This window comes from Mucilaginibacter sp. P1_A3, assembly GCF_056406855.1.
In genome coordinates this window covers 91,217-113,504 of sequence record NZ_JBFTZJ010000004.1, presented here as the reverse complement: position 1 = coordinate 113,504, position 22,288 = coordinate 91,217, and the positions used below count along the sequence as shown (strand labels likewise).

Annotated in this window: 18 protein-coding genes; 11 read left to right on the top strand and 7 right to left on the bottom strand. The window is 42.0% G+C overall.

What is annotated here, in order from left to right; all coding sequences use genetic code 11:
* Positions 1-555, bottom strand: a complete 555-nt coding sequence (locus tag AC1D0K_RS09325) for an RNA polymerase sigma factor (protein ID WP_477390919.1) — start codon at positions 553-555, stop codon at positions 1-3.
* A gap of 334 nt (positions 556-889) precedes the next feature.
* Here AC1D0K_RS09325 and AC1D0K_RS09320 point away from each other — a divergent pair, with 334 nt between their 5' ends.
* Positions 890-1,312: a secondary thiamine-phosphate synthase enzyme YjbQ gene (locus AC1D0K_RS09320; protein WP_295717056.1), complete on the top strand. Its 423-nt coding sequence runs from the start codon at positions 890-892 to the stop codon at positions 1,310-1,312.
* A gap of 218 nt (positions 1,313-1,530) precedes the next feature.
* On the opposite strand, the gene AC1D0K_RS09315 is transcribed toward AC1D0K_RS09320, so the two are convergent.
* Together AC1D0K_RS09315 and AC1D0K_RS09310 are read right to left on the bottom strand one after the other, a co-directional pair.
* Complete coding sequence (locus tag AC1D0K_RS09315; RefSeq protein WP_477390922.1) at positions 1,531-1,905, bottom strand: DUF779 domain-containing protein; 375 nt, start codon at positions 1,903-1,905, stop codon at positions 1,531-1,533.
* Positions 1,906-2,135: 230 nt separating this feature from the next.
* Positions 2,136-3,638, bottom strand: coding sequence for an aldehyde dehydrogenase family protein (locus tag AC1D0K_RS09310; RefSeq protein ID WP_477439778.1), 1,503 nt, complete (start codon positions 3,636-3,638; stop codon positions 2,136-2,138).
* A 156-nt stretch (positions 3,639-3,794) separates the two neighbouring features.
* Between AC1D0K_RS09310 and AC1D0K_RS09305 the strand changes: the two genes are divergently transcribed.
* Positions 3,795-4,724: an AraC family transcriptional regulator gene (locus AC1D0K_RS09305; RefSeq protein ID WP_477390926.1), complete on the top strand. Its 930-nt coding sequence runs from the start codon at positions 3,795-3,797 to the stop codon at positions 4,722-4,724.
* Between the two features lie 60 nt (positions 4,725-4,784).
* On the opposite strand, the gene AC1D0K_RS09300 is transcribed toward AC1D0K_RS09305, so the two are convergent.
* Positions 4,785-5,024: a helix-turn-helix domain-containing protein gene (locus AC1D0K_RS09300; RefSeq protein WP_477390928.1), complete on the bottom strand. Its 240-nt coding sequence runs from the start codon at positions 5,022-5,024 to the stop codon at positions 4,785-4,787.
* A 321-nt stretch (positions 5,025-5,345) separates the two neighbouring features.
* Here AC1D0K_RS09300 and AC1D0K_RS09295 point away from each other — a divergent pair, with 321 nt between their 5' ends.
* From AC1D0K_RS09295 to AC1D0K_RS09280, 4 genes are all read left to right on the top strand, one after another.
* Complete coding sequence (locus tag AC1D0K_RS09295) at positions 5,346-5,663, top strand: hypothetical protein (protein WP_477390930.1); 318 nt, start codon at positions 5,346-5,348, stop codon at positions 5,661-5,663.
* A gap of 205 nt (positions 5,664-5,868) precedes the next feature.
* The gene (locus tag AC1D0K_RS09290) at positions 5,869-7,164 is read left to right on the top strand and encodes a DoxX family protein (RefSeq protein ID WP_477390932.1); all 1,296 of its coding nucleotides are present in this window, start codon (positions 5,869-5,871) and stop codon (positions 7,162-7,164) included.
* Positions 7,165-7,307: 143 nt separating this feature from the next.
* Positions 7,308-8,324 carry a nucleoside hydrolase gene (locus AC1D0K_RS09285; protein WP_477390934.1) on the top strand — a complete coding sequence of 339 codons (1,017 nt, stop codon included), beginning with the start codon at positions 7,308-7,310 and terminating at the stop codon, positions 8,322-8,324.
* Positions 8,325-8,404: 80 nt separating this feature from the next.
* The gene (locus AC1D0K_RS09280) at positions 8,405-9,160 is read left to right on the top strand and encodes an HAD-IIB family hydrolase (protein ID WP_477390936.1); all 756 of its coding nucleotides are present in this window, start codon (positions 8,405-8,407) and stop codon (positions 9,158-9,160) included.
* A 242-nt stretch (positions 9,161-9,402) separates the two neighbouring features.
* Here the strand turns inward: AC1D0K_RS09280 and AC1D0K_RS09275 are convergent, their stop codons facing one another.
* On the bottom strand, positions 9,403-10,644 hold the full coding sequence (locus tag AC1D0K_RS09275) for an MFS transporter (RefSeq protein WP_477390937.1): 1,242 nt from the start codon (positions 10,642-10,644) through the stop codon (positions 9,403-9,405).
* A 194-nt stretch (positions 10,645-10,838) separates the two neighbouring features.
* On the opposite strand from AC1D0K_RS09275, the gene AC1D0K_RS09270 reads away from it, so the two are divergent.
* Positions 10,839-11,723 (top strand): oxidoreductase, encoded by an 885-nt coding sequence (locus tag AC1D0K_RS09270; RefSeq protein ID WP_477390939.1) that lies wholly within the window; start codon positions 10,839-10,841, stop codon positions 11,721-11,723.
* A 68-nt stretch (positions 11,724-11,791) separates the two neighbouring features.
* On the top strand, positions 11,792-12,601 hold the full coding sequence (locus AC1D0K_RS09265; RefSeq protein WP_477390941.1) for a helix-turn-helix domain-containing protein: 810 nt from the start codon (positions 11,792-11,794) through the stop codon (positions 12,599-12,601).
* 202 nt (positions 12,602-12,803) lie between these two features.
* Here AC1D0K_RS09265 and AC1D0K_RS09260 read toward each other — a convergent pair whose 3' ends face one another.
* Both AC1D0K_RS09260 and AC1D0K_RS09255 read right to left on the bottom strand, forming a co-directional pair.
* Positions 12,804-13,568: an SDR family NAD(P)-dependent oxidoreductase gene (locus AC1D0K_RS09260; protein WP_477390943.1), complete on the bottom strand. Its 765-nt coding sequence runs from the start codon at positions 13,566-13,568 to the stop codon at positions 12,804-12,806.
* Positions 13,569-13,789: 221 nt separating this feature from the next.
* Positions 13,790-14,695 carry an AraC family transcriptional regulator gene (locus tag AC1D0K_RS09255; RefSeq protein ID WP_477390946.1) on the bottom strand — a complete coding sequence of 302 codons (906 nt, stop codon included), beginning with the start codon at positions 14,693-14,695 and terminating at the stop codon, positions 13,790-13,792.
* Positions 14,696-15,072: 377 nt separating this feature from the next.
* On the opposite strand from AC1D0K_RS09255, the gene AC1D0K_RS09250 reads away from it, so the two are divergent.
* Genes AC1D0K_RS09250 through AC1D0K_RS09240 form a run of 3 tightly spaced genes read left to right on the top strand, consistent with a single transcriptional unit; the run spans position 15,073 to position 22,085 of the window.
* Entirely contained in the window at positions 15,073-17,328 is a 2,256-nt protein-coding gene (locus AC1D0K_RS09250) for a hypothetical protein (RefSeq protein ID WP_477390948.1), read from the top strand.
* 57 nt (positions 17,329-17,385) lie between these two features.
* Positions 17,386-18,729, top strand: coding sequence for a sugar porter family MFS transporter (locus AC1D0K_RS09245; RefSeq protein WP_477390950.1), 1,344 nt, complete (start codon positions 17,386-17,388; stop codon positions 18,727-18,729).
* Positions 18,730-18,746: 17 nt separating this feature from the next.
* On the top strand, positions 18,747-22,085 hold the full coding sequence (locus AC1D0K_RS09240; protein ID WP_477390952.1) for a tetratricopeptide repeat protein: 3,339 nt from the start codon (positions 18,747-18,749) through the stop codon (positions 22,083-22,085).
* Positions 22,086-22,288: the final 203 nt, after the last annotated feature.

Genomic DNA, 22,288 nt, shown 5'->3' with positions numbered 1-22,288 from the left:
TTAACGTTCCATTTTGGTATAAATATCCTTTAACTCCTGCATTGCCCTAAAGGCGCGTACCTTGGCGGCACCTTCGGTAATGCCTAAAATTTGCCCTATCTCCTGGTATTTCAGCTCCTGGAAACGGCTCAGCGTCAGTATTTCCCGGTTGTCATCGCTTAGCTTATTCATCGCCATGTATAAACTGGCATTAGCTTGCTTTTTTTCCAGGTGCTCATCGGCACTGGCACCACCGGGAAGCCTATCGGCCAATTCATTAGCATCATGGTGCGTTCCCTGCAGTTTGCCTTTTTTTTTAACCTCATCTTTCAGCACATTGCGGGCTATCTGGTACATCCAGGCCATAAACTCACCCTCGCCGGTAAAACTGTTACGGTACCGCAGCATTTTGTAAAACACAGTTTGCACCATATCCTCGCTGGCCTCGCGGTGATAGGTCATGTGGAACAAAAAGCCATACAACGAACGGTAATGCCTCTCGAACAGCAAACCCATCCTTTCCAAATCTCCGGCTTTTACCCGGAGCATAATCGTGTTATCACTAAGTGCGTTCAAAAAAGGCTCGGTTATTTTAATTTATATATTGGAGACCGCAGAGATTTTAATTGGTTACAGAAAGTTAGAAAAAAATCGAAGATTTTTTTGATCAAGGAGCAAGGATTTTTGGAACAAAGACTTTTGGAGCAAGGAATAAGGGTTTTTTTGATCAAGGAGCAAAGACATTTAGATTAAGGAGCAAGGATTTTTGGACAAAGGACAAAAAGAAGGAAAATACATCCTTCATCTTTTGTCCTAAAATCTTTACTCTAAATGTCTTTGCTCCTTGATCTAAAAATCTTTACTCCAAAAGTGCTTGCTCCAAGAACCTATTCTCAATATATTTAACCTCATGCAAATACATCAGCAAATTCTTCGCCTCCGGGAGCGTAAACGGGGCTTTCATTTAATTACTGCCGAAGTTTTGCAGGCTATACCGCAAATAGCAACTATGCGGGTGGGAGTGATGCAGGTTTTTATTCAGCATACCTCGGCATCTTTAACTATTAATGAAAATGCCGACCCAACCGTGCGGCAGGATTTTGAAATGTATTTTAACAAGGCCGTGCCCGAGAATGACCCCGACTACAGGCATGACGATGAAGGATCTGATGATATGCCCGCTCATTTAAAAGCAGCCATGCTGGGTAGTTCGGTAATGGTGCCTATCCGTAATGGTCGCCCGGCCTTTGGTACCTGGCAGGGTATTTACCTGTGCGAGCATCGGAATTATGGCGGCAGCCGCGACCTGGTTATTACAGCCTGGGGCGAGTAGGGTATGAGTTAAACTACCCGGGTATCACCCAAGGAAATTGCGTTTAAAAACTAAATTAAAACTTTCACCATAGCGATGGGTTTCAAACCCATCGCTATTTGCCAATATTCTACGCCAAACAGGTTCATTTAATAGGTTTTTCTGGCGTTTGCCCCTTTAAATATTAAAAAAGCGATTTCGCGGGGTATCTCCCGGCTTATTATAAATGTTTAAGATTTTTATGATTCAAAATATTCCACAGGTTCCAGGTCATTCAACTCCTCATCGGTAAATAAGCGGGAGCGGATAATAAACCGGATACCCATCGGGATCTCGATAGAGAAGCTGGAACCTCTGCCGGGAGTAACATCAAGTGTAAGGTGCGTGTGTCGCCAGTATTCAAACTGATCAATGCTCATGAAAAAATCGAAGCCTGCTACTTCTCCAATTTTTACATCACTGCTGCCAATTTTAAATTCACCTTTTTCAAAACACATGGGCGAGGAACCATCGCAACAACCTCCGCTTTGATGAAACATCAGCGGGCCAAATTTGGCTTTTAGCTCAGCAATCACCTTTTCGGCTTCGGGAGTAACAGAAACTCTTTTGGTCATGGCAGGTACGTTATAAGAAATAGCAAATTCTTTTTTGCAAAAGTATGGGTCCTTTTTTGGAGCGCATGTAGGTTGAGCTGCAAAATAGCAGTGGCTGCGTTCTTAGTTAATGAAAACACAACCTACCGCTTCTTAATAGGGGAATTGTCTACTCTTTGCTTTTCATCTGGTATTAAAAAGAGGCGCTGCAATAGCCCAATACAATTGCAGCAACCTCAACTCGCCTGGTCTTAAAAAAAGCCCAGTTTGTTTTTATTATATGAGATCAGCATATTCTTTGTCTGGCGGTAGTAGTTCAGCATCATTTTATGATTCTCCCTGCCGAAACCTGATTTTTTATACCCGCCGAATGGTGCATGTGCAGGGTAGGCATGGTAGCAGTTAACCCAAACGCGGCCGGCCTGTATAGCGCGCGGTACCTGGTAAATTTCGTGTGCATCGCGGGTCCAAACACCTGCGCCCAAACCATAAAGGGTATCGTTGGCAATTTCAATAGCTTCCTCAACCGTTTTAAAAGTGGTAACTGATACAACCGGACCAAAAATTTCTTCCTGGAAAATGCGCATCTTATTATTTCCTTTAAATATAGTTGGTGTTATGTAATACCCGTTTGCCAGGTCGCCATCAAGCTTTAGGGCATCGCCGCCGGCTAATACTTCGGCGCCTTCTTTTTTACCAATATCCAGGTAACTCAGGATTTTTTCATACTGATCATTTGATGCCTGTGCACCCATCATGGTGGTTGAATCCAGTGGGTCGCCCATTTTGATGGCTTTGGTGCGGGCAATTACGCGCTCCATAAATTTATCGTAGATGTTTTCATGAACCAGCATGCGCGATGGGCAGGTACAAACTTCGCCCTGGTTTAAGGCAAATAGTACAGCACCTTCTACAGCCTTATCAAAAAACTCATCGTCGGCATCGCCAACAGATTCAAAGAAAATATTTGGCGATTTACCGCCAAGCTCCATTGTAACGGGGATCAGGTTTTCTGATGCGTATTGCATGATCAGTCTGCCTGTAGTGGTTTCGCCGGTAAAGGCAACCTTGCTGATGCGTGGGTTAGTTGCCAATGGCTTACCGGCTTCAGGCCCAAAGCCGGTAACAATGTTTAGCACGCCCGGAGGCAGGATATCGCCAATCAGTTCCATCAGCACCATAATGCTGGTTGGGGTTTGCTCTGCCGGTTTCACAACTACGCAACAGCCGGCGGCCAAAGCAGGGGCTATTTTCCAGGTGGCCATGAGTAAAGGAAAATTCCAGGGGATAATTTGCCCTACTACGCCAAGCGGCTCCTGCAGGTTGATGCTTACGGTAAACTCATCATGCTCAGATATGCTACTTTCTTCGGCACGTATGGCGCCGGCAAAGTAGCGAAAATGATCAACCACCAGCGGCAAATCGGCAGCCATGGTTTCACGGATGGCTTTGCCATTATCAATGGTTTCTACCGTGGCCAGGTAACTTAGGTTATCCTCAATCACCTGCGCTATTTTTAAAAGCAGGTTGCTGCGCAGGGTTGCCGCCGTTTTACTCCAGGTTTTAAATGCCTCGGTAGCAGCATCAACAGCTGCGTCAATATCTTCTTTGGTTGAGCGCGCGGCCCGGGTAAAAACTTTGCCATCAATGGGCGAAATATTGTCAAAATATTCTCCTTTGACGGGCGGAACAAACTTACCGCCAATAAAATTATCGTACTTTTCCTTAAAGATTGGTCTTTGCGCTACACTCATAATGGTTTTTGTTTTTTAATTGGTGTAGCTAAGGTAAGTGCCTATGGTATTGGTCATTTGCACAATGCTATCAATTGGGTGCATTATAGTTTCAATTTTAAATTGAATTATAAAGTATCATTAACTATGCCTAACTTGTTTTAAATTAAGCCAATTATGAATGAGAGAAACCTGGTATCTCCGTTTGCCCTTAGTGGTAAAAAGGAGATACAAACGCTTGTAGAAAATCGTAAGGCATACACTTTAAACCATTGTGAACTTAATATTTACGAAACTTATCAGCGCAGCGAACTTGTGCCCCTCACTTTTAACGATCTGGTGATTACCAGTATGCTGCGGGGCAAAAAGGTAATGCATTTGTTTGATAAACCCGGCTTTGATTACCTGCCCGGCGAAACGGTTATTGTACCGCCCAATGTTACCATGACCATTGATTTTCCCGAAGCATCTGAGCTTAATCCATCGCAGTGCACGGCATTGGCCATTAACCATCAGGAGATAAAAAGTACGATTGATTTTTTGAACGAGAATTACCCGCGTGCCGATGATGATAAATGGCAGCTTAATTACCAGCAGTTTCATTTTTTTAATAACCATGAGCTGGCGCAGCTCATCAATAAACTCATCAGCATAAGCACCGGCGATGTGCTTACCAAAGATGTGCTGGCTAATCTAACTCTTAAAGAATTGCTTATCCGTATTATGCAGATGCAAAACCTGCACCATGTACAGGAAAACCTGCAACAACTATCTGCCGGTAAGCGGTTTGCTTATATATTACAGTATATCAAAAGTCACCTTACCGAAAAACTGAATATTGACGCCCTTAGCCAGATGGCCTACATGAGCAAAGCCAGTTTTTTCAGGGCCTTTAAGTATGAAATGGGGATGTCGCCGGTTGATTATATTATTAAGGAACGGATAGAGTTTGCCAAACAGCTATTACACAACCCGTATTGCAGTATGGCGGATGCCTGCTTTAAAGCAGGTTTTAACAACCAGCATTATTTTAGCCGCGCGTTCAGGAAAATTGCAGGTACTACGCCGAGTTTATACAAGGCAGGTATATTGAAGGTTGTTAATTAGGAAATTTTTATTCGCGCGATTGTTATTAAATGCGGCTTAAATATTCTTTTTTCGCCCTCATCAGGCTGCAAATTCTTTGTTGCCATTGATCACGTCGACTGGGTCTATTTCGAGGATGTGGCAGATCTTGAAAAATCTATCCAGGGTTAGTTTTACGTTTCCTAATTCAATTTTACTGTAGGTATTTTGCGATACATTAAGCTTAGCCGCCAGGTACTCCTGCGAATAGCTTAACTGCTGCCTGGTGTTCCTGATGCTTTCGGCCACCGTTTTTACATGATAATCCCTTGAATTTTTCATGAAGTTGCTTAATTTGTTTTTTAACAATTACGTAATAAAAAGCAGGTTGGATTTTAGCTTCAGGCATTTATTGCGATAAAAGGTAGTCGCGCAGGTTGTGGCGTCAAAATCGCTTTTTAAATTTAGTGGGGAAGCTTTCCATATTATAATTATAGTATTTAGCGTTGATCATACTCAATTGTATCACATGACCGATACCGCACATATTCTTGTATCAAAAATGGACGGTGGTTAGTTTTTAATATTGTAAATATTTGATAATCAATTATATGTAACCATGGCATTCGCTTTGCTTCATGTTGTTCACTAAGGGATAGCATCATGAAGCATCATAAACAACTGGAACGGCGTACATTTTTGCAAGACCGTTTCGACATCCTGATTAAAAGACAAAGGAGTGGCACTGCCACTTTTAACGAACTTACCGAACTTGATGATATTGTGAACCGCGACCCCGCCATACGAGAAAGTATCCTGGTTGAAATGCAGGAACTTGATTCCCCGCCGGATGATCAGCCGCCAGTTGAAGTGCCTGTTATTGATCCTGTAAAAAAGCGTAGCTTGTTTGATATTATTTGGTCGTTTATCAACAGACTGTTTATGGCCGAAGCGGGAGTATCCACAGCGGTACTGATTTAAATATTTAACAACCTTCCACCTTTTTGAAATGAGGTGGCAGGTGATTTTCTGTTGATTCTTTTACAACCGGTATGTACCAAAACCGGGCGGCAGACTCATCCTGGCGCGATGCGTGATACTACTTACGCCCTTTAATTTTTTGCCCTTCAATAATTTACTGCCTGATTTATTATATTTAGCCTAAACTAAATCATCGCAATAAAATATGACTACCACTGCCGCTACTGAACCCATTTACTGGTCTGGTGCGCAAAAAATAGCATTAAGGTTTTTCCTGGTGTTTTTTTTGCTGTACATATTGTTTAATCCCAATGGCACAATACCATTTTTAAATGCAGCTTCCCGGTACTATATCCAACCATTTCATAAACTAATTCCCTGGCTGGCCGCACACGTATTACACATGGCCAACCCCATAACTGTGTTTACCAATGGCAGCGGAGATACCACTTATGATTACCTCATTATATTGTTTAGCGTGGTAGTGGCGGGTTTATGTGCCGGTGTTTGGTCGGTTATTGACAGAAAGGCCCGCAATTATAACAAGCTGTTTTATTGGGTTTGCGTAATTGTGCGTTATTATGTGGCTATCACCATGCTCACCTATGGCTTTATAAAAGTGATTAAACTGCAGTTTCCATCGCCATCTCCCGCCCGCCTGTTGGAACCCTTTGGCAATGCGTCGCCCATGGGCCTGGCCTGGACGTATATGGGCTACTCCAAAGGCTTTAATTATTTTACAGGTATAGGCGAGTTAAGCTGTGGTTTGTTATTGCTTTTTCGCAAAACAACAACCCTTGGTGCACTTTTGGGCGTGGTGGTTGCCGGCAATATTATGGCTATAAACTATTGTTTTGATGTGCCGGTTAAGTTGTTATCAACCATGCTGGTAATAATGTCGTTGTTTTTGCTGGTTAAGGATGCGCGGCGTTTAATTAATTTCTTTTTGCTAAACAGGGAAGCCCCACCATCAAACATACCTCCACACAGTTTTAAGGAGAGGTGGAAAAACATCACCCTATGTTGTATTAAATATGTTTTTATAGTGTATGTGCTGGTTGGGTATACCATAAGTAATTTGCAAGCCGCCAAATACTATGGCGATAAGGCTAAAAAGCCACCTTTTTATGGCATTTATGATGTGCAAAGCTTTGTGCGAAACAAGGATACCATTGCGCCGCTTACTACAGATACCAACCGCTGGCGCAAGTTGGTGATTAGCTATACAGATAATGCGCAGATTAAATTCATGAACGATAGTTCAAAAAATTACAGCTTTAAACCCGACCTGAAGAAACATGTTATTACTATCAATACATATGCAGATACGGTGAACAAGCACTATTTAACTTACACCGAAGCAAAAAATGGCGATTTGCTGCTGAAAGGCAAATGGGACAGAGATTCGCTGACCATCAACCTCAAAAAATACGACCTGGATAATTTTTTACTGCTGCGGCGTGGCTTTCATTGGGTAAATGAGTATCCTTTGAACAGGTAACGGGAATTGGCATCATCTAAAAAGGGAACAATCAACAAGTCTCAAATTCATTAATGGTTCTTGTTGCTATTATCAATGTGGCAAAGTACATGGTTATCAAAAAACGTTTATATTGCCATAGTAAACCAATTAAATTTAAACTCATGATAAGAAAACTATCAATAATAAGCCTTTTGCTGCTTTTTATGCTGCCCTCCATGTCATTTGCGCAAACGGCCGCTAATAGCAAGCCTGTTGTTGCCAGAATGCGGGTTATTATTGATAATGATTTTAGTGGCGATCCGGATGGCTTATTTGCGCTTACCCATCTTTTATTATCACCGTCGGTGGAGATCAGGGGCATTATTGGCTCGCACCTTAAAGTGGGGGATGGGTTTGATAACTCCAAAACCCAGGCAGATAATGCTGTTAAAAAAGCTATCGAACTGCTAACCATGATGAAGATGAATGGCCGGATGCCAGTAATTGCCGGATCAAACACGGGGATGCTTAATGATAGTACCCCGGTTAAAAGCGCGGCAGTTGATTTTATTATCAAAGAGGCTTCACGTACTGATACTTCCTTGCCCTTATATGTGCTTTGCGGCGCTGGCCTTACCGAAGTTGCTTCGGCTGTTTTAACCAACCCGCAGATAGCCGGCAAGTTTACATTGGTTTGGATAGGCGGCGCCGAATACAGCGACCTGGCACTACCGCCACCTAATTATTCAAATCCCGAATACAATCTTAATATTGACATTGCTGCGGCGAGGGTTATTTTTAGCCAGCCGCAATTAAAATTATGGCAGATACCCCGCAATGCTTACCGCCAGGCGTTGTTGCCTTACTCGAAATTGCAAACGCGGATAAAACCTCATGGCGAGATAGGGAAATACCTAAACAATGTTCTTGAAAACCTCATGATTCGCTTACAGCAATACCACCTTAATATTGGCGAAACCTATATTTTAGGCGATAGCCCGCTGGTGTTGCTTACCGCTTTGCAATCCTCCTTTGAGGCCGATCCTTCAAGCAGCGATTATGTGCTTAAACCCTGCCCGCGGATAAACGCGCAAGGTGCCTATGAGTATAATGCCAATGGCCGAAACATTAGGGTTTACCAGCACCTGGATATTAGCCTGATGTTTAATGATTTTTTTGCCAAGCTGGAAATGCTTTAAGCACGTACTGTACTTTAAGCTATATGCAAAATGGAGGAGTAAATTAAAACCAATCTCCTCCTCATCCGTTGGATTAAAACATGAAAAAACTCATTGTTTTTGATCTGGATGGCACCCTTGCCGAAAGCAAGGCAGCGATAGATAAGGAAATGGCGCTGCTGTTTTCCGGCTTGCTGGAAGTAGCCCAGGTGGCTATCATATCTGGCGGCGACTGGCCCCAGTTTGAAAAGCAGGTAATAGCACATTTGCCCAAAGGCAGCAAGCTAACTCACTTATCTATATTGCCAACCTGCGGAACCAAGTTTTATCAGTACAAGGCATCCCAATGGAAAAAGATCTATTCGGAAGATTTTACACCGGAAGAAAAGGAAAAGATTACCGCGTCACTAAATCAAGCGGTGGAAAAATCGGGATTTAAAGCGGAAAAGACCTGGGGCGATACAGTTGAAGATCGTGATAGCCAGATCACTTTTTCGGCACTTGGGCAAAAGGCCCCCCTGGAGCCCAAAAAAGCCTGGGACCCCGACTTTAAAAAGCGCAAAAAGATTAAAGTGATTCTTGATAAGCTGATCCCGGAGTTTGCGGTAAACCTGGGCGGTGCTACATCAATTGATGTTACCAAGCCGGGAATTGATAAGGCATACGGGATGTACAAACTTCGCGATATGTTGAAAATATCCATCAAAGAAATGCTGTTCATGGGTGATGCTCTTTTTGACGGCGGCAACGATTATCCCGCCCGAACCACCGGCGCCGATTGTATCCAGGTTCGCGATCCGCAGGAAACAAAAAGGGTTATTGAAGCGGTAATTGCATGTTTGAAACCGGTACATTGATCAATAAAGAATCAGAAGCTGTTTAAAAACAAAGATTATTCATTGCCGTTGACTTTAGTGAACGGTAAAATAAATTATCATTGTGGGCTTCAGCCCAATCATTCAAGCGACATTTTTGCTAAAGCCCCTTGTTTTTCACTTATTATTCCGTTGACTTTAGTCAAGGGCAATGATTTTTATATAATACATAAATAATCTAAATGTATTTTAAACCGCTTCATAATTAATCAGAGGTTCTGATCTCACATTTTTTTCTCGATCCTGATCAAAGGTATAGCCGCGAATGCGATCAGCAACATAAAGGCAGCCGTTACCAGGAAAAGGTTTGATCCCAGTGTATGATACAAAAACGCCCCGCTAATGAGCCCAATGATACTGGCCAGGCTACCAGCGCTGCCGGCGAAGCCCTGTATTTTACCTTGCACCTGCCCATTCCCGGTATTGGATAGCAAAGCGATAAATGAAGGCCACATGAGGCCATTGCCAATTGCAAAAAGAAAGGCAGAGGAATAGATGAGTACTTCGTTATTGAATTTTAAAAGCACAAAGCAGGCGCAAAGGATCAGGCTGCCGGTAATGACCAAAACCGCGCCAGAAACGCGTTTGGCGATAAAACTTAATATCGGTCCCTCTACTAAAACCATCATCCCGCTTAAAAAGGAGAAGTAGATGCCCAGTTTTAATACTTTCCAATGCAGCTGCCCGGCAGCATACACCGGAAAGCCAACATAAAAAAAATTGAAGCCTAAAAATATAAGGAAGTAAAGGATCAAAAAATAGGGTACATAAGGTAGTTTAAACACTTCCTTTAATCCTTTTAAATTGGTTTGTTTTACGAGGGGGGAGAGAGTAGTGGCGTCTTCTTTTTTAACCTGTGGTTCACGGATGCGCAACCAGATTACCAGTAATGCCACCAACGAAATAAGCGCGGTAACTATAACAGGTAATATGTTGCCCAATATGGTGGCTCCTAATAAACCAGCCATTAATGGCCCCAAAATAAAACCCATATTTGATGCCGCGGCCATCTGCCCAAAGTTTTGTTTTCGATTCTCCTTTACAGAAATATCTGCTACGTAAGCATTGGCAACAGACATATTACCGCCGGTGAGGCCGTCAAGCGCCCTGCCTAAAAAGATGAGTAGTAAAGGGAGACTAAATATAAAAGTGTCGGTTAGCTTTATCTGGTGGTTAGGTATAATTAATCCGGCTAAAAATATGAGCCATGCCAAAAAAGTTCCGGCCTCGCTCAGGAGCAATATTTTTTTACGCCCAAACTTGTCAGACCAATTGCCCAGGATGGGAGCACCTATCAGCTGAAAAACAGAGTAGGTTGCACTCATAAAGCCATATACCACCTCATTGCCGCCCAGCTTTAAAACAATAACCACCAAAAACGGGATTACAACACTAAAGCCAAGGGTATCAATAAAGTTTACCAGCAGTATGGGAAACAGGGTTGCTTTAGTGGTATCTGGCGCCATTAGCTTGAGTTTGATTCATCATAATACAGGCAGCCTAAAGATAAGTTTTTGATTGTAAATAGTTTGCCTTTTATTATGGCGGGAGATAGGCTGTTTGATTTTATGCACTTTTTAACAAAGTAACTTGAGCTTTTTAACAAAGTTAAGGTTGTAAATACGCCCGATATTTGTTGTAACAAAAAAGTAAAAAAGACATGGAAAAAATTTGGTTTATAACAGGCAGCTCCCGCGGATTGGGACGAAGCCTTACAGCAGCAGTACTTGCCAATGGCGATAAAGTAGCGGCAACAGCACGTAATATAGCACAATTAAAGGATCTGGCAGATCAATATCCTAACCAGTTATTGCCTGTTCAACTGGATGTAACCAACCAGGATCAAATAAATGCCGCGGTTGAAAAAACAATACAACACTTTGGTCGCATTGATGTATTGGTGAATAACGCCGGGTTTGGCATCACAGGCGCCGCAGAAGCTTATACAGATGAGCAGGTGCGCAGCCAGCTGGAAACAAACCTGTATGCTCCTATTGCTATTACACGTGCGGTGTTACCTTATATGCGCAAGCAGCGGTCGGGCCATATATTGCAGATCAGCTCCATTGGGGGCAGGGTTGGTTCAGCAGGCGTTACTATTTATCAATCGGCTAAATTTGGTTTAAGTGGTTTTAGCGAGGGTTTGGCCCAGGAACTTGCACCTTTGGGGATAAAAGTAATTGTGATTGAACCGGGTGGTTTCCGTACAGATTGGGCAGGCGACTCGATGACCTATGCAAAATCTATTGAAGGCTATGAAGATTCTGTAGGTAAAAGGGCCGACTTTTTTCAAAGTGGAAAATTTGTACCCGTGGGCGATCCTGATAAGGCTGCCAAAGTAATGATCGATATTATTAAGGAACCAAAGCCACCTTTGCATTTGATATTGGGCAGCGAAGGGATAGCTATTGTGAAAAGTTCTGAGGCGGCAAAGCTGGCCGAGCTGGAAAAGTGGTTCGATGTGAGTATCTCAACAGATCATGATGAGGCAGATAATTTCTTTGAATCTGAACAAGGTAAAGCATACCTCAACCTTAAAAAATAAATTATCAATAAACAATAACAGTAGAGGTAAATAATCCTGTACTGTTATTATTTGTAAATTTGAATTACATGCTTAAACAAGAAAAAGAACAGGTACTGCGGCAAATAAACTATTCCTGCTACATAGCCAGGAGCAGGGAAGGCGAGCAATTTGTGCCCGAGCATGTTTTTAGCTACCAGATAGCGGGCTCGCTCACCATAAGCGATGCAAATAATAAAACATATACAGTAAAAGAGTGCGATTTTAGATTGAGCAAACGTAACCACCTGGTTAAGTTTGTAAAGCAGCCTCCTTTAAATGGCGAGTACAAGGCCTTATCTGTTTATCTTGACCAGGAGACATTACGTAATTTCAGTATTGAATATGGTTATCAATCGGATAAGCACGATACCGGGGATTCATTTATTAGCCTAAAGCCCGATCCTCTTTATAAAAGCTTTATGGAGTCATTATTGCCTTACCAGCAAACAGGGCATACTATCAGTAATGATCTGCAACGTTTAAAGTTACGCGAGGCTATCCTGATTTTACTCCAGGCAAATCCCGGGCTCAAAGATGTTTTATTTGATTTTAGCGATCCCGGTAAAATAGATCTGGAGGGTTTTATGAATAAAAACTACCATTTTAATGTTCACCTTAATCGGTTTGCTTATTTAACAGGCCGTAGTCTTGCCACATTTAAGCGCGATTTTGAAAAGATATTTCATGTTACGCCCAGCAGGTGGTTGCAACAGCGCAGGTTACAGGAGGCTCATTATCTTATTAAAGAAAAAGGGCAGGCCCCGTCAGATGTTTACCTCGATCTGGGCTTCGAGGATCTGTCACATTTTTCGTTTGCGTTTAAAAAAACTTATGGTGTTGCACCATCCAGAATTTAATTATTAATTAAACAAAACTTAATCAGATTGCCTGATTACCAGTATTTAAAATATTTTTCACAAAATGTAACCCTATCGTTTTAATTAACGTACAAAAAGTTGTAAAAGGTTAGTTAATTTATTGGTTTGAATTTTTGTTTTTGAAACTCCCGGATGCCAACCGGGAGTTTTTTATTTAAACCGAGAGGTTAAAATGATTTTCTTAAAGGTTCATTCCGCCCGAAACTTCTATCCTTTGTGCGTTTATCCAACGGGCTTCTTCGGTACATAAAAATGCAACTACACCGCCAATATCGTCAGGTAAGCCAACTCGGCCTAATGCGGTTATACCGGCAACATGATCATTTACATGTTGGTTGTCGCGTACCAGGCCACCACCAAAATCTGTTTCGATAGCACCGGGGGCAACTACATTAACCGCAATTTTGCGTGCGCCTAATTCTTTAGCCATGTATCTTGTTAGTACTTCAATACCGCCTTTCATTGATGCATAAGCTGCATAACCCGGCATACTGAAACGGGCCAAGCCGCTTGATATGTTGATGATGCGGCCACCATCATTAATAATTGGCAACGCTTTCTGGCTTAAAAAGAATACGCCTTTTAAATGAATATTGAAAAGCAGGTCGAAATCTTCCTCCGTAGTTTCGGCAAAAGAAGCGCCAACGCCAATACCTGCATTGTTTATTAAAAAATCGAAATGATCAGTATTAAAAGTATCCTTCAGCACTGCATTTACCCCGGTAAAAAAGTTATCGAAGCTTTTAACATCGCCGGCATTGAGTTGTAAAGCCGCGGCTTTAAGACCGGCTTTCTCAATTTCGGCCACTACTGCCTGTGCCTCGTCCTGTTTACTGTGATAGGTAAGTATGACGTTAATGCCTTTTTTAGCCAGGCTTAAGGCCATGTTTTTGCCCAACCCGCGGCTGCCACCGGTTACAAGGGCTATTTTATTTGTTGGTTCCATTTTTCTGTTTTAATTTGATAGTACAAAGGTAAATGGTAAAATACCGGGCGGTTTGCATACATCAATCCAATGTTTGCGAAATTCAAATAGGGGGGATGCTTAAGGCAAAAAGCTGAAAGCCTAAAGCGAAAAACTGGAGACTAAAGATTTACAGATATTAATAAATTGGACCAGGTTGAGCTGAAAGCTTTCAACTTTTAGCCTTTTGCTTTTAGCCTTTTTTAGCTTGCTTTAACTTTCTTTCTGTATTCGTTAGGCGAGCTTCCCATCAACTTAGTAAACATTCTTGAAAAATAATATTGATCCTCTACCCCCAAACTTAAGGCTATGTTTTTGATAGACATGGATGTAAACGAAATATACTGACAAGCCTTTTGAACTTTTAACTGATTAAAATACTCTATTGGCGAGTAGCCTGTTTTAGCCCTGAAAATAGCAGAATAGTGGGAGGTGGATAATTTTGCATAGTTGGAAAGGTCGTCCAGCCTGATCATGGTATTGATGTTTTCCTGCATGTAGTTGATGGTCTTTTCCACAATGTCATCATCTGCCGGCTTATCATCAACATGGTTAAACTTATCCTCATAGATCAATGATGACAAAAAGTGCGAAAATATCATGTTTACATAGCGCAAGGCATCGCTGCTGTAGCCTTTCTCCAGGTTAAAACATATATCCTGGAACAGCTTTATGCGGTCTTCATTAAAAGATAGGTACGGTTTGTAATTTTCAGAGTTTTTCAGGATCAGTTCCACTATAAATGCAGCTATTTCGCCTTTAAAATGTATCCAGTATATTGTCCATGGTTTATCCATGTTGGCTGCATACTTATGTGGCGTATTGGCAGGTATAGCAATAAATTGCGATGGTGATACCTCCACTTTTTTCTTATTGATCTCCAGCCAGCCGTAACCCTCGGTACAATAAATAATGATATGCTGATTTATTCCATTGGGGCGCTCGGCGTAGTGGTGCTTTGCTTTGGGGTAGTATCCAATATCAGTGATGTAGATCTGTTTGGTCACCAGGTCTTTGCTTAAAAAATTGGTAATGATCTTTTTAGGCAATACAATAAGCTTTTGCCCCTCAAAACCATCTCTTCGCCTTAGAACAGTATTTTTGATCATTTTTTCACTATGAATGCTATTGTATTTTAATCTTTAGATTAATTGGTTATCCCTGAAATACAAACATTCATAAAAAATCTTAAAATACCATCATATAAGGTATATAAGTTGCAAATAAACTTTTAGCTTCCTGTCGTAATAAAGTCCATCATTATCATAATATTACCTATTTTATTATCTCATTTAATCCATGAGATTTACATCGCAACCAATTAGTGATACAGTCAACATTTAATGCTTCCTGATTTTTCCTTTTTTTGATTACGCGGGAATTTGAGCGTTGTTTTTTTACAAGACGATAGCATCGAAACTAAGGGATAAGGACAGTTTGGAAAGCTTTAAATAAAGACATCAATAATAGAACATAATTAAACTAAATGCAGCACTTTAACTTACAAGTTAGCACGTACAAATTAAGCTGGATAAAACTAAACCGTTTTGTTGCCGCGCTTATTTTAACAATATCGGGAAGTGTACTATATGCGCAGCCTATTCAAAAAAGCGCGGATAACACTACCATCAGCAACCCGCAATTGAAAATCAGCGTTGATAAACTTACAGGTACGGTTAGTTATTTATTTGCCAACGGGATGCGGATGGATAATACTGTTGCTTATGTATCGGATTTAAATTCCCGTAATTTTTCAACTACCGATTTCTCAACGCACAATTGTGAAGTTGCACAAATCAATGATAACGTTGGCAAAGGCATCAGCCTTACCGTAAAGCATAGTGATGGTAACCATAAAATTGTTTTGATACAGCGCTTTACGCTATATCAAAACAAGCCATATGCATTGATCAATGTAAGCGCCACAAGTACAGATAAACCCATCGAGACCAGGGATATCAGCCCTATAGCTATCATTCCGGCCTATAAAGGCAAACTATTTATCCCCGGTACCGAGCCCCGTATCCTGGATGTTCCGTTTGATAATGACGACTGGACACCAACATTAGAAAGAAGCTGGCCCAAAGCAAACTCACCTAAAAATACTGGCATCAGCTATGAATTTGTAGCCATTTATGATCAGTTGAAAAATTCCGGCCTGGTTATAGGTAGCGTGAACCATGATTTCTGGAAAACAGGCTTAGCTTATCAAACAGGTACCCAACTGGGCTATGTTGATTCGTTAAAGGTTTTTGGTGGCGTAGCCACAGCTGATAATCCATCTTTAAAATCGGCGTACGGTGGTTTGGATGGTACCCATGATCATACAGAACATGGTACTATGCTGGGTAAAACGGTGAGCTCCCCAACTATTTATTTATGCGGATTGGCCAATGTACATGACGCGTTTTTAGATTATGGCAGAGTAAACTCAATCATCAATGGCAAGCAAACCTGGAAGGGCTATGCGCCGGTTTACTGGAATAGCTTTGGTGTGGAAGGTGTATTGGGTTACGAGGGAGTAATGATGCCCCCTGCTGTGGAACAAATCTCGGATTTTATACATTCTATGCCCAATTTCAGCACGTATTCAAAACCGGTATTGAGTATTGATTCATACGACCAGGGAATTTACTCAACCGAAGTTTTAAAATCTATAGGCGAGTATGGTGCTAAAAATGGCCAGCAAATGGGTTTTTATTTTATCCCTTTTGCCATGTGGGCCTGGAAAGATGATATTAACGGTAAAAAGGTACCCGGTTCAAATTATGATTTAAAAGATGTTTTGCTGCATGATAAAGAAGGCAAGCCCATCATGTACAAAGATGGTAAATGGGGCGCATACGCTATGGATCCAACACATCCTGCCATCCGTTTGTACATCATTCAGCAACTAAAAAAGGCCAAAGCTATCAACGCTAAATTTTTAAAGATTGATTTTCTTACAGCCGGCGCGCTGGAAACAACAAGACGCTACGATGTAAATATACGCACAGGGATGCAGGCCTATAATTATGGGATGAAAACGCTAAGGCATTTGGTTGATTCCGTTATGGGTAAAGATATTTTTATCACGCAGGCTATTTCGCCGCTGTTTCCGCACCAATATGCACATACCCGTTTTGTATCTACCGATGTATATTCACACTTGCGCGATGATCAAAAGGGTTTTCCGGGCTGGGGTAGTACCGAATCATCATTAGCCACCGGATCGCATATGGGCTGGGTTCAGGGTACTTTGTTCCCGTATACCAACCTGGATGTAAGCATCATGAAAAACTTCCAGAGAAATCCTGATCTTAACGAGCAGGAAATAAAGGTGCGCTTATATGCCATGATGGTGATGGGGAGCATCCTGGGCGATGGATCTGATTTTAGGAACCCGCTTGCGGCTTATAGGGCACAGGAGTTTTTAAACAATAAAAATATCGCCGCTTTCTTTAGTGATCCCAAAGCGTTCATCCCATTAAAAACTGCTGATGGTGAAACATTTGATCAGCAACTATCATTTTACCTGCCCGGTGATAACACCATGTTGGCCTTGTTTAATTTCGACCTGAAAAACGATTTTAAGCAGGTACTCAGCAGAGAAGCCCTGCATCTTGATGCGCATAAAAAATATGAGTTAAGAGACTTTTTATCAAATGCTGTTATTGGCGAATTAAAGGCCGATGTACCCGAAGTTACCTTAAGCGCGGCCCCGGCCGATGCGGTATTAATAAAACTTGTACCAATAAATTGATCATTGAAAATAAATTTGATATTATGCCTATCCCAATTAATACATACAACCTAAAAAATGAGTAGTTCAAAAAGCTTTAACAGTAGTTACATTATCGGCATCTCCTTTATCTCGGCCCTCGGGGGATACCTTTTCGGGTTTGATTTTGCGGTGATATCCGGCGCATTGCCTTTTTTGCGCACACAATTTGCACTTACCCCGGTATGGGAAGGTTTTTTGACCGGCTCGCTGGCCCTCGGCTGTATAGTTGGCTGCCTGCTTGCAGGTAATATTGCCGACCGCTATGGCCGCAAACCTGGGTTGATTATAGCCGCTTTAATTTTCGCTATATCATCTATCGGGATTGCGTTTTCGGCTACGCTAACTTACTTTTTAATCCTGCGCTTTGCAGCCGGGATAGGTGTAGGTATGGCCTCTATGCTTTGCCCAATGTACATAGCCGAGGTTTCGCCTGCCGAGGTTAGGGGGCGCAATGTGGCCATCAATCAGCTTACAGTGGTTATAGGGATACTTATTACCAACCTGGTCAACTATTTTTTGGCCGATCACGGGGCCGATTCATGGCGTTGGATGTTTGGTTTAGGAGCTGTGCCTTCTGCCGTATTCCTCATTGGGGTTACCTGGCTACCCGAAAGTCCACGGTGGTTGATGAAATCCGGTCAGCTGGATAAAGCAAAAGTGATATTGAATAAAATAGGATCTCCGGATTTTGCAGATGCCACCTTTAAAGCTGTTGAGAAATCACTGATTGGGGCCACCAAGCAATCCTATGCAATGGTGTTTGAAAAGGCTGTTCGCCCAGCGGTTGTTGTGGGTATCACGCTGGCTGTGTTTCAACAGTTTTGCGGCAGCAATATACTTTTCAATTACGCGTCAACCATTTTTCAGGCCGCTGGTTCAAGCGTAAATCACCAGTTACTTGAGACTGTTTTTATTGGCGTGGTAAATTTGGTTTTTACAGTTTTGGCCATGTTTATGGTTGATAAGCTGGGCAGGCGGCCATTAATGCTGATAGGTTCGATAGGCTTGTCTATATCATTTATCGTACTCGCCTTTTTACTTCAAAACCATGCGTCGGTAATACTTCTATCCACATTTGTATTGTTGGCTATCAGCGTATACTCGTTCACGTTAGCTCCGGTAACCTGGGTACTTATTTCCGAGATATTTCCAAATAAAATTCGGGGTGTAGCATCATCAGTAGCTATTGTATCCTTATGGTTAGCCTATTTTATATTGGTTTTTACTTTTCCGATACTGGCCGAAAAGTTAGGTACTTATGGCCCTTTTTATATGTACGCAGGTATTTGCTTTGCTGGTTTCCTATTTGTAAAGGCTAAAGTAAAGGAAACAAAAGGCCAAACTTTAGAGGAATTAGAAGACAATTTAATAAGACATTAATAAATACATAGTATAGTATGCAAAATTCAACTGTTTCCGTTTGGGAAGAGAAAGTAATTATCCCCACCTATAGTGTTGGCAAGCCAGATAAAAACCCTATGTTTTTTGAAAAACGGGTATACCAGGGCAGTAGCGGGGTGGTTTATCCAAACCCGGTAATTGAAAAAATTGCCGATGAAAAAGAAGACAAGGAATACACTGGTCTTTTCCTGGAAAATAAGTACCTGAAGGTGATGATATTGCCCCAATTGGGAGGTCGTATCCAAACGGCTTTTGATAAAATAAAACAAAGGCATTTTATTTATCACAACCAGGTAATTAAGCCCGCGTTGGTGGGTTTAACTGGTCCCTGGATATCTGGTGGTATTGAGTTTAACTGGCCCCAGCATCACCGCCCAAGCACCTTTGATCCGGTTGATTATAAGCTGGAAGAGCACGCGGATGGCAGTAAAACCGTTTGGGTTAACGAGGTGGAACGCATGTTTCATACCAAGGGGATGGCGGGTTTTACCTTACGCCCGGATACGGCTTATATCGAAATAAAAGCAAAGCTGTTTAACCGCTCGGCGCTGCCGCAAACATTTTTATGGTGGGCAAATCCGGCTGTTAAGGTGAATGATTATTACCAATCTGTATTTCCACCTGATGTGAATGCTGTATTTGACCATGGCAAACGCGATGTGTCTGATTTTCCGATAGCTACCGGTACCTATTATAAGGTTGATTATTCACCGGGTACAGATATCTCGATGTATAAAAACATACCTGTGCCAACCTCATACATGGCTATCAATTCTGACTATGATTTTGTGGGTGGATATGAGCATGACTCACAGGCGGGCCTGTTGCACGTGGCCAATCATCATGTATCGCCTGGTAAAAAACAATGGACCTGGGGCCACAGCGATTTTGGCCAGGCCTGGGACAGAAATCTTACTGATGAGGATGGTCCGTACATTGAGCTGATGACCGGTGTATTCACCGATAATCAGCCCGATTTTAGCTGGCTGATGCCTTACGAAGAAAAAACATTTACCCAGTACTTTTTGCCGTACAGGGAATTGGGTATGGTGAAAAATGCATCGAAAGATATTTTATTGGCCTTAAGCAAAACAGGCGATAAGGTAACCATCAAAATACAGGTAACTTCGGCACAGCCAAACCTGAATATCAGCCTGACTCATCAGGGTGAAGAGTTATTTAAGCAAAGCGCTACCATCACTCCCGAAAATGTTTTTGTACGAGAGCTAACGGCTGATGTGAACGAAAATGAGTTGCTGCTCATCATCACTAATGACAATAAACAGGAAGTATTAAGATACGAGCCTGCCAAAAACAAACAAAACGAATTGCCAACCGCGGCCAAACCCGCTTTGCAACCCGAAGCGGTAGAGAGCGTTGAACAGTTGTTTTTGACAGCCCAGCACCTGGAGCAATATCGCCATGCTACCTATAGCCCGGTACCATATTATGAGGAAGCATTGCGCCGTGAGCCTACAGATATTCGTAATAACAACGCGCTGGGTAAATGGTATATCCGCAAAGGCCAGTTCGCGAAAGCCGAACCGTTTTTAAGAAAAGCGGTAGAAACCAGTATTCAGCGTAATCCTAATCCTTATGATAGCGAACCATATTACAATTTGGGTTTATGTCTCAAATATTTGGATCGTGCAGATGAGGCTTATACTGTATTTTATAAATCTACATGGAGCAATGCCTGGAAAGATACCGGCTTTTTTGCGGTAGCGCAGATAGATATGGCCCGCGGTCATTTTTCATTGGCTTTGGACCATATTACCCAATCATTGGATAGGAACGCCAATAACAGCAAGGCATACGTGATAGCAGCGGCCGCACTGCGTAAACTTATGCAGTTTGATGTGGCCCTTCAGTTTGTTGATGTGGCTTTGGATAGGGACGGCTTTAATCTTGGTGCTATTTTTGAAAAAATACAGGTATACAAACAGGCAGGTGACGTAGAACAGGTAGAAAAATGCCTTGATAAGTTGTTAGCACTCTCAAGAAATGATGATCAGAATTTTATAGAATACGCGTTGGATTATGCTGCAGCGGGTTTATACGTTGAAGCAGTTGAGTTACTGAAACTGACGCTAAAAGAAAAGGGCAATAACCCAATGGTTTATTATAGCCTTGGATATTTTAGCCATAAAAGTGGTTTGGGGGATGACGCTAAAAAATGGTTTGAAAAGGCTGCTGCTGCCGATTCTTACCTGTGCTTTCCTAACCGACTGGACGAAGTGAATATATTGCAGCTTGCTATTGAAGTGAATGCTGCAGATGCCAAAGCTCCCTATTATTTGGGTAACCTTTTTTATGATAAGCGCCAGTATGACGAAGCGGTAAGTTACTGGGAAACGTCGGCAAAGCTGGATGAAAATTTCCCTACTGTTTTCAGGAATTTGGCTATAGCTTATTTTAACAAGCAAAATGACCAGGTAAAAGCGCTTGCTTATTTTGAAAAGGCATTTTACCTGGATGTTACTGATGCAAGGGTTTTGATGGAGTTGGATCAGCTCTATAAAAGACTGAACTATCCTACAGAGAAACGTTCGGAATTTTTAGAAAATAACCTGGAAGTAGCTTTGCAGCGTGACGACGTTTACCTGGAAAGAGTTACCCTGCTTAATTTGGCAGGCGAATATGAAAAAGCGCTTGGATTATTGATGGACCGTCAGTTTCATCCATGGGAGGGCGGCGAAGGCAAAGCTTCTGGTCAGTGTGTGTTTAGTATGGTGCAATTAGCCAAAAAATACCTGGGCGAAGGCGAATATAATAAGGCCATTGCCAATCTCAACGCGGCAAAAAGCTATCCTCATAATTTGGGCGAAGGGAAATTGTACGGCACACAGGAAAACGATATTGATTATTGGTTGGGTTGCGCTTATGAAGGCTTAAACCAAACAGAAGCTGCAAATGAGTATTATAAACAATCAACTGTTGGTTTGGATGAGCCATCTGCAGCTGTGTTTTATAATGATCAGCAGCCCGACAAGATTTTTTACCAGGGTTTAAGCTGGGAAAAATTGGGCAATAAAGAAAAAGCCACGCAAATATTCAACAAACTGCTGGCCTACGGTAAAGCCCATGAAAACGATGTGGTGAAGATAGATTACTTCGCCGTATCACTGCCCAACTTATTGATTTTTGATGACGACCTGGATATGCGCAACTGCGTTCATACTTACTTTTTACAGGGCTTGGGTATGTTGGGGCTCGATAACTTTGAGGCCGCACAAGCGATGTTTATCAAAGTTATTGATCTTGATGCTATGCATGCCGGGGCTAAATCTCACCTGGAGATGGCAAGGCAGCAATTAAACGTATCCAATTATTAATAAAGGGTTTACAATATTCAGCCGGGTTGATGTGGCAAACATTTACCCGGCTTATTAAGCTTATGCTTCAGCCTAAATAAATCACAACTCAAGCCAGGATATATTTTGCTGATAAAAGCATCAAAACCACATGTGCCGACCTTGGCTTTAATGATCAGTATTGTTTTTGCGGCTGTTTAGCAAAGTAACCGGCGTCTCGCTAT

Coding starts and splice junctions, on each gene's coding strand:
- AC1D0K_RS09320 (WP_295717056.1), top strand. CDS start 890: ATGCAAATACATCAGCAAATTCTTCGCCTCCGGGAGCGTAAACGGGGC.
- AC1D0K_RS09315 (WP_477390922.1), bottom strand. CDS start 1,905: ATGACCAAAAGAGTTTCTGTTACTCCCGAAGCCGAAAAGGTGATTGCT.
- AC1D0K_RS09310 (WP_477439778.1), bottom strand. CDS start 3,638: ATGAGTGTAGCGCAAAGACCAATCTTTAAGGAAAAGTACGATAATTTT.
- AC1D0K_RS09305 (WP_477390926.1), top strand. CDS start 3,795: ATGAATGAGAGAAACCTGGTATCTCCGTTTGCCCTTAGTGGTAAAAAG.
- AC1D0K_RS09300 (WP_477390928.1), bottom strand. CDS start 5,024: ATGAAAAATTCAAGGGATTATCATGTAAAAACGGTGGCCGAAAGCATC.
- AC1D0K_RS09295 (WP_477390930.1), top strand. CDS start 5,346: ATGAAGCATCATAAACAACTGGAACGGCGTACATTTTTGCAAGACCGT.
- AC1D0K_RS09290 (WP_477390932.1), top strand. CDS start 5,869: ATGACTACCACTGCCGCTACTGAACCCATTTACTGGTCTGGTGCGCAA.
- AC1D0K_RS09285 (WP_477390934.1), top strand. CDS start 7,308: ATGATAAGAAAACTATCAATAATAAGCCTTTTGCTGCTTTTTATGCTG.
- AC1D0K_RS09280 (WP_477390936.1), top strand. CDS start 8,405: ATGAAAAAACTCATTGTTTTTGATCTGGATGGCACCCTTGCCGAAAGC.
- AC1D0K_RS09275 (WP_477390937.1), bottom strand. CDS start 10,644: ATGGCGCCAGATACCACTAAAGCAACCCTGTTTCCCATACTGCTGGTA.
- AC1D0K_RS09270 (WP_477390939.1), top strand. CDS start 10,839: ATGGAAAAAATTTGGTTTATAACAGGCAGCTCCCGCGGATTGGGACGA.
- AC1D0K_RS09265 (WP_477390941.1), top strand. CDS start 11,792: ATGCTTAAACAAGAAAAAGAACAGGTACTGCGGCAAATAAACTATTCC.
- AC1D0K_RS09260 (WP_477390943.1), bottom strand. CDS start 13,568: ATGGAACCAACAAATAAAATAGCCCTTGTAACCGGTGGCAGCCGCGGG.
- AC1D0K_RS09255 (WP_477390946.1), bottom strand. CDS start 14,695: ATGATCAAAAATACTGTTCTAAGGCGAAGAGATGGTTTTGAGGGGCAA.
- AC1D0K_RS09250 (WP_477390948.1), top strand. CDS start 15,073: ATGCAGCACTTTAACTTACAAGTTAGCACGTACAAATTAAGCTGGATA.
- AC1D0K_RS09245 (WP_477390950.1), top strand. CDS start 17,386: ATGAGTAGTTCAAAAAGCTTTAACAGTAGTTACATTATCGGCATCTCC.
- AC1D0K_RS09240 (WP_477390952.1), top strand. CDS start 18,747: ATGCAAAATTCAACTGTTTCCGTTTGGGAAGAGAAAGTAATTATCCCC.